12 protein-coding genes are annotated in these 15,242 nt (G+C 66.1%); 9 read left to right on the forward strand and 3 right to left on the reverse strand.

Features of this window, described 5'->3' with window-relative positions; translation table 11 throughout:
* The first annotated feature begins 177 nt into the window (after positions 1–177).
* The 5 genes from DDE18_RS18725 (at position 178) to DDE18_RS18745 (ending at position 5,149) form a co-directional block, all read left to right on the forward strand.
* On the forward strand, positions 178–990 hold the full coding sequence (locus DDE18_RS18725; RefSeq protein WP_211754635.1) for an enoyl-CoA hydratase/isomerase family protein: 813 nt from the start codon (positions 178–180) through the stop codon (positions 988–990).
* A 153-nt stretch (positions 991–1,143) separates the two neighbouring features.
* Entirely contained in the window at positions 1,144–2,403 is a 1,260-nt protein-coding gene (locus DDE18_RS18730; protein ID WP_116573808.1) for an acyl-CoA dehydrogenase family protein, read from the forward strand.
* Positions 2,404–2,410: 7 nt separating this feature from the next.
* Complete coding sequence (locus DDE18_RS18735; protein ID WP_116573809.1) at positions 2,411–3,433, forward strand: phosphotransferase family protein; 1,023 nt, start codon at positions 2,411–2,413, stop codon at positions 3,431–3,433.
* Between the two features lie 58 nt (positions 3,434–3,491).
* Complete coding sequence (locus DDE18_RS18740) at positions 3,492–4,145, forward strand: TetR/AcrR family transcriptional regulator (protein ID WP_116573810.1); 654 nt, start codon at positions 3,492–3,494, stop codon at positions 4,143–4,145.
* 206 nt (positions 4,146–4,351) lie between these two features.
* Complete coding sequence (locus DDE18_RS18745) at positions 4,352–5,149, forward strand: SDR family oxidoreductase (protein ID WP_116573811.1); 798 nt, start codon at positions 4,352–4,354, stop codon at positions 5,147–5,149.
* A gap of 144 nt (positions 5,150–5,293) precedes the next feature.
* On the opposite strand, the gene DDE18_RS18750 is transcribed toward DDE18_RS18745, so the two are convergent.
* Positions 5,294–6,700, reverse strand: coding sequence for an MFS transporter (locus DDE18_RS18750; protein WP_342748972.1), 1,407 nt, complete (start codon positions 6,698–6,700; stop codon positions 5,294–5,296).
* A 2-nt stretch (positions 6,701–6,702) separates the two neighbouring features.
* On the opposite strand from DDE18_RS18750, the gene DDE18_RS18755 reads away from it, so the two are divergent.
* The 3 genes from DDE18_RS18755 (at position 6,703) to DDE18_RS18765 (ending at position 8,568) form a co-directional block, all read left to right on the forward strand.
* A complete protein-coding gene (locus tag DDE18_RS18755) occupies positions 6,703–7,107 on the forward strand; it encodes a winged helix-turn-helix transcriptional regulator (RefSeq protein WP_116573813.1) in 405 nt (134 codons plus the stop codon).
* A 2-nt stretch (positions 7,108–7,109) separates the two neighbouring features.
* The gene (locus tag DDE18_RS18760) at positions 7,110–7,640 is read left to right on the forward strand and encodes a PaaI family thioesterase (protein ID WP_116573814.1); all 531 of its coding nucleotides are present in this window, start codon (positions 7,110–7,112) and stop codon (positions 7,638–7,640) included.
* Positions 7,641–8,373: 733 nt separating this feature from the next.
* Positions 8,374–8,568, forward strand: coding sequence for a helix-turn-helix transcriptional regulator (locus DDE18_RS18765; RefSeq protein WP_116573815.1), 195 nt, complete (start codon positions 8,374–8,376; stop codon positions 8,566–8,568).
* A 682-nt stretch (positions 8,569–9,250) separates the two neighbouring features.
* On the opposite strand, the gene DDE18_RS18775 is transcribed toward DDE18_RS18765, so the two are convergent.
* Entirely contained in the window at positions 9,251–10,072 is an 822-nt protein-coding gene (locus DDE18_RS18775; protein WP_165821236.1) for a class II glutamine amidotransferase, read from the reverse strand.
* A gap of 232 nt (positions 10,073–10,304) precedes the next feature.
* On the opposite strand from DDE18_RS18775, the gene DDE18_RS18780 reads away from it, so the two are divergent.
* Complete coding sequence (locus DDE18_RS18780) at positions 10,305–10,613, forward strand: helix-turn-helix domain-containing protein (RefSeq protein WP_281258411.1); 309 nt, start codon at positions 10,305–10,307, stop codon at positions 10,611–10,613.
* Positions 10,614–10,824: 211 nt separating this feature from the next.
* Here the strand turns inward: DDE18_RS18780 and DDE18_RS18785 are convergent, their stop codons facing one another.
* Positions 10,825–14,919, reverse strand: a complete 4,095-nt coding sequence (locus tag DDE18_RS18785) for a helix-turn-helix domain-containing protein (protein ID WP_165821237.1) — start codon at positions 14,917–14,919, stop codon at positions 10,825–10,827.
* Between the last annotated feature and the right edge of the window lie 323 nt (positions 14,920–15,242).

Genomic DNA, 15,242 nt, shown 5'->3' on the forward strand with positions numbered 1-15,242 from the left:
CGAGGAGTGCGGGGCAGCGCGTGCCACCTGTGCGCGAGCATGGTAGCTTTCGGGAATGAGCATGAGGTCAACTTCATATCTGCGCACACTTGCCCAGCCTGGCATTGCCTCAGAGGCTTCCACGGAGCACGGAGGCTCTTGATGGTTGGTGCAGATGCTGGTCATGGAAGCGACGACGTGCTCATCGACGTCACTGAGGGCGTCGGCACCATCACGCTCAACCGACCCGACCGCCGTAACGCACTCTCGGGCGCGATGATCCGTGGACTCATCGTCGCCTTGAAGGAGATGGAAGCATCCCGTGAGGTCGGGGCGATCGTCCTCACTGGCGCGGGCGGGGCGTTCTGCGCCGGTGGCGACGTCCAGTCCTTTCACGATCAGGGGGGTGAAGGGGCTGGGTCCACCCAGGTCGACACAGCCGCAGTGGAGGAGCAGCGCCGCGACCAAGAAGAGACTGTCGGCCGCATCTACCGGTGCCGAAAGCCCGTTCTCGCCTCCATTCCTGGCGCGGTGGCCGGAGCAGGAATGGGCCTCGCGCTTGCCGCGGACCTGCGGATCGGGTCGCCCCGCACCGTGTTCGCAACTGCCTTCGGGGCCGTCGGACTGGCCGGCGACTTCGGCGTTGCGTGGCTGCTCGACCGGGTGGTCAGCCCGGCCAAGGCGCGCGAGCTCATGTTCCTGAACCCGCGCGTCCGTGGCGAGGAATGCCTCACCCTCGGACTGATCAACTGGTTGGTCGCTGAAGAGGACCTGGAACAGCGGGCCCGCGAGATCGCTACGCAGCTCGCCAACGGACCCTCGCACGCGCTCGATGGGATGAAGCAGAACCTCCTACGGGCGCCTCACGAGGCGCTGACGGCCTCGATGTATGCCGAGGTGCCCCTGCACAAGGCGACCGGTCTGACCGAGGAGCATGTCGCAGCGGTCAAGGCCTTCGTCGACAAGGTGAAGCCGTCCTTTGGCCGTCAGTGGCACGAGGAGCTCCGTTGAACGTCGGCCACACATGCGCGGTACGACTGTTCGCCGTGGGCCGGATGACCTTTTGCTCCCCTCGGGCTGGCGCGTTCGCGAACATTGGTCTAAGTTGAATCCGACCTCAACTTCGATCAACGCATGGCACTTCTTAGAAGCTGGAGCAAGAGCATGGATTTCGAGCTGACCGACCGCTGCAAGGACTTCCAGGAGCGCGTGGGTGCGTTCATGGACGAGCGGATCTATCCCGCCGAGGCGATCTACGCGGAGCAGATGCGCGAGGCAGGCGACCCGAACTTCCACCCGCCGATCCTCGAGGAGCTCAAGACAGAAGCTCGCGCACGCGGGCTGTGGAACCTCTTCCACCCGCACAAGGAGTGGGGCCCCGGCCTGACGAACGCGGAGTACGCGCCACTCGCCGAGCTCATGGGCCGAAGCCCGCACCTTGCACCGGAGGCGATGAACTCGAACGCGCCCGACACGGGCAACATGGAGATCCTGACGCTCTTCGGCACCGAGGAGCACAAGGAGAAGTGGCTGCGGCCGCTGCTCGACGGCAAGATCCGCTCGGCGTTCGCGATGACCGAGCCGGCAGTCGCGTCCTCGGATGCCACCAACATCGAGACCCGCATCGAGCGCGACGGCGATGAGTACGTCATCAACGGCCGGAAGTGGTGGACCTCCAACGCGCTGCACCGCAACTGCAAGGTGCTGATCGTCATGGGCAAGACCGACCCCGACGGACCGCGCCACGCCCAACAGTCGATGCTCGTGGTCCCGATCGACACGGCCGGAGTGACCATCGTCCGAGGGCTGCCAGTCTTCGGCTACTGGGACCGGGAGGGCCACGCCGAGATCGTCTTCGAGGACGTCCGCGTCCCGACGTCTGCCCTCTTGGCAGGCGAGGGCGAGGGCTTCGCCATCTCCCAGGCGCGCCTCGGCCCCGGCCGCATCCACCACTGCATGCGGTCGATCGGAATGGCCGAGCGTGCTCTCGAGCTCCTGTGCCAGCGCTCCCTCTCGCGCGTCACCTTCGGCCAGCCCGTGGCCGACAACGCCAACATCCGCGACTGGATCGCGGAGGCGCGCATCGAGCTGGAGATGATCCGCCTACTGACGATGAAGACGGCCTGGCTGATGGACACCGTCGGCAACCGGCACGCACGCGTCGAGATCGCGGCGATCAAGGTCGCGGCCCCGCAGGTCGCGCTGAAGATCATCGATCGGGCGATCCAGGTCCACGGCGGCGCCGGCGTCTCCGACGACTTCCCGCTTGCCAACTTCTACGCCCACCAGCGCACCCTGCGTCTGGCGGATGGCCCCGACGAGGTGCACAAGCGCACGATCGCCCAGCGTGAGCTGCGCCGCTGGGAGACACCGGTGACCCGCGAGGCCGTCGACGGCACCCGCGCCGCGGCGCTGGTGAGCTGAGCGCTCGATGACCCAGGTGGGGCTCGACGAGGCCGCAGTCTCTGCGTGGCTTGACGGCTGCGACCTCGGACTACGGCTGCCACTTACCTTCGCGCGGATCGGACTCGGCCAGTCGAACCTCACCTTCATGGTCACTGACGCCACCGGGGCGCGCCTCATCCTGCGCCGCCCCCCGCTGGGTCGGCTCCTGGCGTCAGCGCACGACGTCGCACGCGAGCACCGGATCTTGAAGGCGCTGGAGAGTACGCCGGTTCCGACCCCCGCGGTTCTTGCCTTCACTGAGGATCCGGCGGTCACCGATGCCCCGCTGCTGGCAGTCGCGCACGTGGAAGGCCTGGTGGTCGACAACGTCCAGGTTGCGGAAGCTCTCTCGCCGTCGAGACGCGGGAGCCTCGGACTGGCGCTCGCCACCGCGCTGGAGCCCATTCACGCCGTCGACCTCGGCGCCACCGGCCTTGAAGATCTCGCCAGCCACAAGCCCTTCGCTGCGCGCCAGCTCAAGCGCTGGCGGCGTCAGTGGGAGGACTCCCGCACGCGCGACCTGAAAGCGGTGGACGACCTGGCGGACCGGCTCGAGGCCGCCATCCCTCCTCAAGAGGAAGTGACGCTCGTCCACGGAGACTTCCACCTGTCGAACGTCATCGTGGCGCCGGACGGAAGCCACGTGCGCGCGGTCCTCGACTGGGAGCTCTGCACCCTCGGTGATCCGCTGGCAGACCTCGGCTGCCTCCTCGCCTACTGGCCGGCCGATGGGGAACCTGCGACAGGTCCGTTGCTTGCCACGCGACTCCCCGGCTTCCCGAGCCGTCGCGAGATGGCGGCACGCTACGGGGACGAGACGGGTCGCAGCCTCGACGCCGTCGGGTTCTGGCACACGTTGGCTCTGTGGAAGATCGCCATCATCGCCGAGGGTGTCCGCCGCCGGACGCTGGACGACCCGCGCAATGCTGCCGAAGTCAGTGCACCGGCAGCGCACGTCGACGACTTCATCGCCCGAGCGCTCCGCGTCGCCGCAGAGGCCGGGCTCTGACCTTCACTCTTCAGGGCTCCAAGCCAACATTGACGTCGAATTCACGTTAGGCTCCAGCATGCCCTCGTCTGGCGCCGCCACTCGCCGAACCACGGATCCAGCCAAGGATTCGGCCAAGCATCCACCGCGGACAGCGCGTGGTGCACGCACGCGTGCCGCCCTGGTGTCAGCCGCACGAGCCGTCTTCGAGCGTGACGGTTACATCGAGGCCCGGCTGGCGGACATCACGGCCGAGGCCAAGGTGGCGGCGGGGTCGTTCTACACGTACTTCGCCAGCAAGGAGGAGGTGTTCGCCGCAGTCCTCGAGAGCGTGCAGGAAGAGATGGTCCATCCGCAGGTGCGGCGGATGATCGACAGTGACGATCCTCTGGCGGTCATCGAGGCCAGCAACCGAGCGTACCTCCTCGCCTACCGGCGTAATGCCAAGCTGATGCGGCTCCTGGACCAGGTCAGCGCCGTGGACGAGAACGTTCAAGCGCTGAGGCGCGCTCGGGGCCAGGCGTTCGCCGAGCGCAACGCCCAGAGCATCAGGGACCTGCAGGCCCGGGGAATCGCGGACGCCGAAGTGGACCCCTACCTTGCCGCGACAGCGCTGTCAGCGATGGTGAGCCGGATGGCCTACGGGACCTTCGTCCTCGGTGACCCGTGGAAGCTGGACGACTTGGTAACGGCGCTGACCCGCCTCTGGGCAAACGCACTTCGCATCAACTGAGGAACGCTCGGCCCCTGTCGCCGAGGTCGCGCATGGCCTAGACTTGAACTTGGGCTCAAGTCCATATTGATGTGTGGGGTGGCCCGCCTCATCACGACCCGCGCACGTGTCGCCGCCCTCGAGGGCGGGGCCGGCACCGAAGGAGAGACCATGGAATCCGTAAAGGCTGAGCTGGCCTGGGTGGCGTCATCGCGACGGAGCAAGGCATGAAGGTTGCCGGGAAGGTCGCCGTGGTGACCGGCGCAGGAGGAGGCATCGGGGCCGCCCTTGCAGCCGGTCTCGCCGAGCAGGGGGCGAACGTCGTCATCGCGGACCTTGATGGCGTACGCACCGATCGGGTCGCTCGCGCCGTGGGGGGGATCGCCGTCGCCGGTGATGCCACCCGCGTCGAGGTGCTGGAGGAGATGATCGCCGCCGCCGAGAGCAACTACGGCCCCGTCGACCTGTTCTTCGCCAACGCCGGGATCAGCGGCGAGGGCGGCATCGGTCAGAACGACGAGCAGTGGCAGCGCATCCTCGACATCAACCTTCTGGCTCACATCCGGGCCGCTCGCCTTCTCATTCCGGGCTGGGTTGAACGAGGTACCGGCTACTTCGTGTCGACCGCCTCTGCCGCCGGACTGCTCACGCAGATCGCCGACGCGCAGTACTCGGTCTCGAAGCATGCCGCTGTCGGCTTCAGCGAGTGGTTGTCGGTCACCTACGGGGATCAGGGCGTCCGGGTGAGCTGCATCTGCCCCATGGGCGTCAACACCGCGATTCACACCGATGCGCTCCAGGCGGACGACGAGGCGTCGCAGCTCGGTGCCAACGTCGTGGCGAAGGCAGGCAGGGTGCTGGAGCCCGAGGACGTCGCGGCGATCACGCTTGCAGCGATCGAGGAGGAATCCTTCTTGATCCTCCCGCACCCAGAGGTGCTCGAGTACTACCGGCGCAAGGGTTCCGACTATGACCGATGGCTCGCTGGGATGCGTCGCCTGCAGCGTGAGTCGGCCGCGGGATAGTCAGCATGGGTCAGTTCAGCTGCAACAACCTGAAGGAGAACTCCGTCCGGGAACGCCCCCACAACCTGTGGTCAGGCATCTCGACAGTCAAGAACTGGTGCCGCTGCACAGTGCTCCTGAACCGTGGCAGCCCTGCGTTCGACGCTAGTGGGATTCAGTCCGGTGAGCGTGCGACGTGCGGCCGGTTAGCGCGATTGCCGCGGCTCCCACGAGGGTGAGTGTGGCGGAGACGAGTACTGCGGTGTTCCAGCCGTCGATGATCGTGTCGCCGGCGTGGGTGGCGACCGTGACGAAGAGGGTGATCCCGCAGGCTGCCCCGAGGTAGCGCGCGGTCTGGTTGGCGCCGCTTCCCGTCCCGGCGCTAGCTGGGGGGACGCTGGCGATCGCCTCGCGGCCGAGCACGGCATTGAGCACGCCCATGCCTACGCCGGCCACCACCATCGCGACCACGAGCCGCCACATCGAGGAGTCGGCCTGCAGCCCGTAGCTGAGCAGCTGACCGCCGGCGACGAGGACCAGCAGGGTGGCGATGGGTCGGGAGCCCTCCAACGGGTGCGGGACGTGGCGGGCCAGCATCGAGGTGACGACGCTGACCCCCGCCCACGCAAGCACGGGCAGGCTCGCGGCCCACAGTCCCCGCCCGAGACCCACCTGGGCGACGGTCGGAATGAACGCCGCCATGCCGATGATGCCGGCACCGAGGACGAACGACCCACCCGTCGCGGCACGGAACCGCGGGTGCCGCAACAGCGCAGGGTCGAGCAGCGGCTGGTCGACCCGACGCTCGACGAGGACGAATGCCACGAACGACACGGCCGACAGGACCGCCAGCGCGACCGTCGGCACGTCGACGCCGCCACGGCCCTGGGTCAGCGCCGAGACTCCGAGCGTCATCGCCGCGATCAGCAGGCCCGACCCGGCCAGGTCGAGGTTCCTCGGTGCTGCCGCCGCCGACTCCTCGATGCGAAGCAGGCTCGGCAGCACGAGCGCCAGCCCCAGGACTGCGGTCACCGCGTAGGCCTCCCGCCAGCCGGAGCCGACGTCGAGAGCAGGAGCGAGCACGGCTCCGGCCGCGATGCCGAGGCCGACGCTGGCCGCCCAGACGGACGTGGCGTGGATCCGCTCGGGGCCGGGCGGATAGCGGTGTGCGAGCACGGCCAGACCGCACGCGAGAACGGCGGCGCCGCCGACGCCTTCCACGACGCGGGCGGCGATGAAGACGATCGGCTCCTGCGCCACGGCGCAGACCGCGGCGGCCAGCGCCATGGCGATCGACCCGGCGACGTATACGCGGCGTCGCCCGAGGATGTCACCCATAACACCGGACGCGAGCAGGGCTGCGGCCAGGCCCAGGCTCATCGAGCTGAGAATCCAGGCCCGTGCGGCCGGGCCTGCGCCCAAGTCGGCCGCGGTCGCGGGGATCGTTGCCATCGGCGTCACATAGGTCACGAGCACCAGTGCGGTGCCGAGGGTGACGGGAGCCAGCGGACGGCTTGTCGCGATCGACGAGGACGGTTTGACATTCAAACTCACTCGAGGGGACGCTACCACGTATGACGAGCAGCGCAAACGCCTCAGCGTTTCCGACCCTGGCTGAACTTCCGGGCCGCCCCTGCCCGATCGCGGCCTCCCTCGAGGTCGTAGGCGAGCGTTGGGCCCTGCTCGTAGTGCGGGAGCTCTGGATGGGCTCGCGCCAGTTCGGTGAGATCGTGCGCGGCACCGGCGCACCGCGTGACCGCATCGCAGCTCGGCTCAAGGTGTTGGAGAGAGCCGGTGTCGTCTCCCGCGTCCAGTACCAGGAGGCCCCGCCCCGGTTCGACTACCACCTCACCGAGTCCGGCCGGGCGTTGATCCCAGTGCTCGAGTCGCTGCTCGCGTGGGGACGGGAGTACGCCGTCCCCGACGATCCCGACCTCCACCTGTCCGACGCCAAGCACGCCGATCGAGAGAACCGATGACAATGCGAGACCTCACTGCCGCTGCACCCGCGAGCTGGGGCGAGCCCCGCTCACGCACCGTGGCCTGGTACGACCCGGCCATCGGTGCCGGCGAGGGCCTGGCCATGGCCGGCCTCGACTACCTGCAGGCCATGATCGACCGCGTGCTCCCGCCGCCTCCCATTTCGGGGCTGGTCAACATGTCGCTCGTCGCTGCCGCGCCCGGCCGCGTCGAGTTCACCTGTGAGCCGGACGAGTCGGCGTACAACCCGATCGGTTCGGTGCACGGAGGCCTGGTCTGCACGCTGCTCGACTCGGTGGCGGGCTGCGCGCTCCACAGTGTGCTCCCGGCGGGCCGCGGGTACACCTCCGTCGAGATCAAGGTCAACTACCTCAAGCCGGTCCGCTCGACCAGCGGGCAGCTCACCGCGATCGGCACGCTGGTCAAGGCTGGCTCCCGTGTCGCGTTCACCGAAGGGGTCGTCACCGATGCATCAGGTGCCCTCGTCGCGACCGCAACCAGCACCCTCTTGGTCTTCGACCTGCCGATCTGAAGGAGCTCGACGTCCGCGGCCTCGTCGCCACCGCATTCACCCCAAGCGACTCCCGCGCCGGAAACCCGCAACCATGACCTACTCGGCCAGGTCGACCACCCGTCCTCGCGCTCCGTACGCTCCTGCCGCCGCTTCTCGGCCATCTCCCGCACCGTCCGCCGGGCCTTCTGCCTGATCGTCTGCTGAGTCATCGGGTCCTCCCTCGTGTCGACACCTCGGACAATCACCTACGACATCTTTCGCCGTAGCGACACAGACCCGCGGATACGTTCGACCGCACTCTCACGGCCCACGCAGCCCACCCGATCCGAATCCGACGCGCCAGCCGTCACTGACACCCCTCAGCGTCCCCCCATTTCACGCGACAGACCAAGTGCCACACACCTCTTGCATTCTCGGTCCGAATTCGTCCGGCGAAATCGCGTCCCCTGCGCAGACAGCGGCGCGCTCCTCGCCGGTTCGACGTTGTAATCGGACAGATTGATCGCTGCGCCCCTCCCCTGCGCCTTTGGTGACTGACGACGAACGTTGGACGACAACGCAAGGGAGACCGAACAGGATGAACGGCGACAGAAACCGGCGAGAGCAACCAGGCCTCTGGGACGAGGAAACTCCATCCACGGACAACCCGGAGCCTGACCAGCCGCACCAGTCCGTGGCCAGCAAGGCGGCCAAGCGAAGTTCGGCAAGTGAGGCGCAACCGTCGACCACGACCCCGCCAACACCGCAAGCGATGCACCCAGAGCTCGACATTCAGGACCTCTGGGACGCCGCTCGCGTCGCCGCCTACCTCGGCGTACCCAAGCAGACGCTCTACGCCTGGCGACACACCGGCAACGGTCCGAAGGGCTTCCGTGTCGGCAAGCACCTGCGCTGGCATCCCCACACCGTGGTCGAGTGGACACTGGCTCTGGAGCACGACCAATGATCAAGGCCTGCGCCCGGTGCGGAAAGCCGTTCCAGGTCTCCGACCACCCCAAAGCGGGCCGGCCGCGACGGTGGTGCAGTAGCGCGTGCCGCCGACTGGCATCCGAGGAGCGACGAGCTGCAGAAGCCGGCCACACCGCCGTCACGTTCATCAAGGAAGCGGCACGTCTCGACGATCAGGTCCGCGCCGTCCTGGACTCCCCCAGCGCCTGCCGCCGCATACTGCGCGAACTGTCCGATCGCGACACCCGAGGAGCATTGGGCGACGCGAAGTGGAGCAGTGTTGCCGACGAACTGGCTCGGCTCCGTCGCCCCAGCCTCCCGACCCGCTGGCGTCGCTGACGATTACGCCGGACGAAACGCAACCGAGAATGCACCAGGTGTGTGGCACTTCGTTTTCAACGCTTGGGCGCGGTGAGTGAGCGCGCCGGTGGAGACGCCTCTGCAGCCGTCCGGCGTCGAGCTGACGTCTCGAGGGGGTCCGATGCTCGGACGGTGCACTGCGTATCTGACATCCGCGTTGCAGTTTGGACAGGACCGTCCGGGCTACCTCAGGTGCGTCGCGTACCTCAAGGGTTTCTCACTGCGAGGTGCATTGACGGCGGATAGACGCGGGTGAGTTCAGGCTGACAAAGCTCGAGGTCTGGTCGGAACCACTCATCTTCAATGTCGACCAGAAGGCCTCAGTCAGACTCCTCGATGCGCTGGGTCGCCCACCCATCTAGGCGGGTGATCTCGAGCGACGCGAGGTCGACCGTTGCTGCGGTGTCTTCGGGCACCGGCGTCCAGCCGTCGGGGTCGATGCCACTGGAGATGACGTGCACGGCGTCCGGGGTGCGCCGGAAGTCCATCGCGAAGTAGTCGTCGGTGTGTCGATAGGGGATCTCCTCTGTGGAGGAGAAGAGCTTGTGTAGCCCATCGACGGGCGCCGATGCCTTGCTGTTGATGTGGACCCCGAACATGTGCGCGGGGGTCATCAGCAGCGCGTTCAGGCTCGCCTCGGGGAACTCGCTGGTGAGTACGCCGAGCGCCTGGCTGAGGCCTTTGGTGTCGTCGCCTTGCTCGGCGATGCATTGCTTGACGAATCGGAAGTACCGCTCGCTGTCGGTGTCGCAGCGGAGCGTGGCGCGAGCCTCCTGGGTAAGCAGGCCTTCCAGCCGGTCGATAGGCGCGATGTGCCCGTTGTGCCCGAATGCGTATCCGCCATCGACGAACGGGTGGGTGTTCTGCGGTGTCACTGGTAAGCCCGGTGTCGCCCACCGCAGATGCACGATGCCGGCCCTGCCGAGCCGCTGACGGGCAAGCTGCGTGTACGCCGTCTCGGCGATGGCCGATTCGCCCGAGGTCACGCAGCGGATGGTGGGGGAATCCGGGTCCAGCCAGGCCATGCCCCAGCCGTCGCCGTGCACGGCGGTGAGTGCGGTGAACGCGTCGAAATGCTCCTGCCCGAGCAACTCGAACACCGATGTCGGTCGGCGGGCGACAAAGCCGAGCAGTCGACACACGGTTGGACCGGCCCCTTCGTGATGGCCTCCGAGCCGCCTCGCGGCCCAGTTCCAGGGTCCCGCGCACGGTGTGCGCAATCAACTCCGCTGATCAGCGGATGGTCCGGCGCTCAGCCGGACACGAGCGCACCCGTATCCCGCGCCGACAGGGGGCGGAAGACGCACCAGACACACACCCCACGAGCTGCTTGACAGCGATTGGCGGCAAGTGCACTATGCGCATATGACCAATATGCGCTTAGCGGCTTGGCTTCAGTCCAAGAGACGCGAGTCCAACATGACTCAGCAGCAGGTCGCAGCCGAGGTGGGAGTACATCAGACGCGAGTCTCGCACTGGGAGAGGGGCAGCCGATTCCCCAACCCCGAGCAACTCGAAGCACTGGCTTCGCTGTTTGGGGTGAAGGCCGAGACATTGGTGGCTGAGCACTTAGTGGACAACGATGTTGAGCGCGCTCTCATGAACGATCCCTTGCTCCGCAACGACGACAAGCAAGCTCTGATGACCCTCTACCGAACCGCCACTCGCGCGACCGCACTATGACCTGAGTGGTGTCCGAGTCAACGCGGACACGCTCGCGGCGGGAAGACGCAACGAACCACGCGAAGCTCGAAGGCATGCTCGCGACGCATGGCGCTCAGTCCCCGGCGGTCTGGGACCGAGAACAACCGCAGGCCATCGGGGTGGGCGATTGCAGCCTCGCTGCAGCAGACGCTGGCCCACCTCTGGCGCAACGTCACCGTCGGGCGGTCCGCTACCAGCGTCTGCCGTCGTCTTCACGATCCTCATCAACGCTGCTTTCGATAGCCCGCTCCGCGGAGATTGCCATGTCGAGGTAGAAGCGCTCAGCGGCCGAGCCCTTCGGCATCAAACTCGCGACCTCGCGACACCTATCGCGCTGCTCGACGTCCTCGGGGTACGGCTGACCCGGCGTTCCGCTTCGCGTGCCTGAGATCGTCGCTCCCCATAGCGCGTTCTTCAGCGCCTGTTGCGCTTCGTCGCCCACCTTTTCGGTGGCTGCGAAGACCCGTTCGACGAACTCCTGCTGCTGCCAGACGAACGTCCGTGGTGCTCTACGGAGGATTGCTGCCGCCGAATCAATCTGCTCCATATCACCGGTGCCGATCGCGTCCTCGAGCAGGGACAGGACACTGGAGTCGTACTGGCGAGCGACCTCCTTGAAGAGATCCGCACCATTCTCTGCGCGCATCCAGGAGTCGGTCTTGGCGGCGATCCATAGCTGCAGCTTGCGCAGCCACTGTTCGAAGTGTGGGTGCTCGCGAACCTTCAGGTGGTTGTCGAAGGAGAACGGCATGGGTCGGTAGTCGCCGCGTAGCTCAAGCCCCTCGCCAACCTCGACACGCGTCTGCAGCAGCGCGATGACCCACTCAGGGTCGATGGCGGATCGATCCGCCAGGAACGCCGTAATCGAGTGCTGCCCAATGTCGTCCAGCAGGACGAGCTCATCCCGAATGTGCTCTTGCTGATCCTCGTCGAGCGCGTCCCAGGACAGGCCCACATAACGGCCGAAGCAGGAGCAGACTTCGTCCGCCACGTGCGAACTGTCGGAGAATCTAACCGATGCCAGAAGTCGCGCCGCCAGCTGCGGATCCTCCTTCGCAGCACGCTGGGCAACCGTGATCGGCGCCTGGCGCACCGTGAGATTCTCGTGTGACCCGAACTGGAGCAGCAGCTCAAGTTCTTCGGGCAGCACAGGGCGGTGCCCGCGGTTCCATCCCCACGCTTGGGCGACCGCCTGAGTGGCCCACGGCTCGTCAACCTGGAGCAGCTGTGTTGCCCGCTCAAACGCCGCCTGGTCGTCTTGCGCAGCAAGGACAGACAGCGCCACGGGCAGCGCGGAGATCAGCGCAGGGGCCCGGCCAGCAAGGACGGCGTCCACGAGATGACCTGCCAACGATGAGCGCGCCTCGACCATCGCTTGAACCAGCGGCCCCAGATTCCCTTTGTCGGCGCCAAATGCAACGCGCTCGACCTGCAGCCGTTCTTCGAGAAGGGAGATGACGTTCTCGTCGTCGCGCTCTTCGGTGAGTTGGTCGACTGCCTGCTGCAGGCGAGCTTGCACTCGTGCTTGCGCCTTCTCAAAGTCGCGTTCGCGGTCGAAGACCAGGTGTCCCCACCCGTCATGAATGATGAGCGCGACCTTGTCGGCGAGCTCGTCCCGGAGCTTCTGCAATACCTTCCTGGCGGGCGCCTTGGTGGCTTCCGGTCCGTAGCCGGCATGCCAACTCAGGGCCTTTCGCACCGCGACCAGCACGGCGGGGTCGAGCTCGTTTTCGACAGCAACGCTTCCGAGCTGTTCGATCGTATCGACGAACGACGGCGTCCACCGATCCCGTTCCTGTTGGGTCACTTCTCGACCGAACATGCCAGTGGGGTAGCGCAGTGACGCCTCGACGCACTCGACGGCAGCAACTGCTCGCCCGACATGCGGCTGCCGCATCTCATCGAGGGCGATTGCGATCACACGCCTGCGCAGGGGCATGACGACGTCGGCGTTCAAGGCGAAGGGTTGGAAGGTCAGGCTGTAGTTCTGGTAGCTCTGACTACTCGACTCGGTCGCCAGCAGAGGCTTAAGGACCTCGAATGGCGAGACCTTGTTGGTGTCGGCAAACCACTTGCTGGCGACGTCAAGAACAGCTTCGTTGTAATCCAACGGCTTGGCCAGTTCAAAGCCGGCCAGTTCGCCCAGCACGCGCAGTGGATGCTCTGGGTGTTGATTCGTGCGGCGTTGGTCGTCCTGCGTCAGCTCCCACAACAGCTCAAGGACGGCCGGGAGCGTCTGGAGCGTGTAGGCCGCGGGTTTCAGCATCGTGACCAGGTCGCTCAATACGTCGGCGTAGATCGGCACGCCAAGAAACGCCCATCCAGAAGACGTGTCACCGGGGTCGTCCGTCGGATTGTCGACGAGCCAGCGCGCAATCCTGACAGTGCGCTGCGGCTGGAAGTAGGAGACCTCAGTCAAGAGCTTGACCGCTGCTTGGCGACCAGGAATGTTCGCTTCCCGCACTTCGGCCTCGAACGGTTCCCAGAGGGCGTCAACCAGGGGTGCATTGTTTGTCTGTCGTCGACGGACCTGCCAGTCGACACGACTGATGTTCACGAACAAGTGCTGCAACGCTTGGCTACTTGCAGCATCGCGAACGCGGTCCAGGTAGCCGGTCGGATGCCCGTCGGTCTCATCCACACAGGCGCGGCTCAACAAGATGTCGCCGAGCAAGTCGGGAACGATGCGGAGCGAGCTCCCGCGCCGACGTAGCACGCCGGCTGCTTCGAGGTCGCGAACGTGCTTATGCAGTTGGTCATATGGCTTTCCAACCACAGTCGATAGCGTGCTACGGAATGACTGGTCGTCCGTGCGAACCGGCTGCAGAGCGGCGATGCCCTCGAGCACACCACGCCGTGTTTCCGGATCGGCAACCAGAGGGTCGGCGATGAGGGCTTCGCTGAAACGCCCCAGGATGGTTTCGCGTACCTGGTCGTCCTGGCCCAACTGCGAGGGATCGAGCTGGCCACGTCGAATCAGAGTCCCGCCAACCACTGTCACAAGAGGACAGTCAGTAGTGAGACGGGCCAGACGCTGCACGACGCTCTCGTTGACGTCTGGCCCGAGCGCTTCACGAGCAAGCTGCTCTACCGCGCTGATCGGCAAATCGGCCAGCACGATCGTTTGATGTTCGTCCGGAAGGAGGCCCGATCGCTGTAAGTCGTTGCGCATGGCGGCCCAGCGATACGGCCGAGTCGCGAGCAGGATATTGGCCTCACTGTTGCGCCGGCGCAGGGCGGCTATCAGATCAGTCACGTCATCCCGCTCATGCGCATCGTCGATGAGGAGCACCAGGGCACCCGTGCTTGGCAGAAGCTCGAAGTGCTCGGGAGCAACCGGGGTCTTGTCTGGTAGCACAAACACTGCGGTGGCCTCGTCCGGGGAAGCCTCAGCTACAGCCTTCAGGATCCGGGTTTTGCCTAGGCCACCGCGACCGTCCAGCGTGACCAGCTGCGCGCTGCTGTCGTAGAGGGCGGCCGCCAACTGATCAACCACGTCCTCGCGACCAACCAAGGTCCAGTCATGGTTGAAGAGTTGTCCTTGGGGCGAGATGAAATGATCCTCCGGTAGTAGCCACGGCCCGGGGGAGCGCACCCCAAGGAAGGCTTCCCGGTGACCAGGGAAGAAGCTGTCGACCAGCCGGACGGCCGCATCAAGTGGCATCTGGTGCTGGATGTATTGGGAGATGCTCTCGCCGTCCCAAAGGGTCCAGCCAGGGTGATTGCTCATCTCCGTTCGAGCACCCGGGGACGCCGTCTCACGCGACAGGAAGAGATGATGTTGCGCGGCGTCGATCTTGACGGCGTCCACAGCCTTCTTGACGGCTGCCTTTCCGAATGTCGCGTGACGTTTGCATTGTGCGGTCGCCAGGACCTCGCCGGTCTTCGAGTCTGTAGCTAGGACGTCGATGCCGTCTTGAGTGTCCCCCGGCCCTCCGAACCGCGTCACGTGTGCACGAGGTACTAGTGCTTTCACGATCTCCACCGTGAAGTCTTCGAAACGCTCGGGGGTCAGTCCTGCGAGGGGTAAGGCCCGTGTCCGCGGGGCCACTGGTGCCGCCTCGGTACTTGCCGTGGCGTAGGCACCGGCAGCAACAAGGTCGTGCTCGGCAAGTCCCAGCAGTTCTGCCACGGCGCGAAGCGTCTTGCGCCTCGGTCGCGAGCGTCCGCGCTCCCAGGTGCTGACCGCCTGCTGCCCGACCCCGAGTTCGCGCGCGACTTCGGCCTGCTCAAGCCCTTTGCGTTCGCGCGCGCTACGCAGAATGGATCCGAGTTTACCGTACATGTGTTCGATCATACGCAGTTACTGCGTGCCGGTCAACTCCTTCACAATGAGGAGGAAGCCGCTCGCCGCCTGGAGTGCACGCTCCAGCGTTGCTACTGCGCGCTGAAGAATGTGGATCCGGTTTCAACCTTGTTCTGGACCATCTGACCGACAACTGCGGGCAGAGGGAAGTGCTCGCCATCGCGTCATAGGGGGCGATGGGCAGCGCCCAAGAACCACCACGACGGTGAGAGTCCGGAGCGTCCCTGCGGCGACTGCATCCCCAGATGCGGAAGGAACGCAGGAATTCCACAGGCGACATTGATCGCTCGGTGAGGCGTCGC

The organism is Nocardioides gansuensis, from assembly GCF_003076135.1.
Taxonomy (GTDB): domain Bacteria; phylum Actinomycetota; class Actinomycetes; order Propionibacteriales; family Nocardioidaceae; genus Nocardioides; species Nocardioides gansuensis.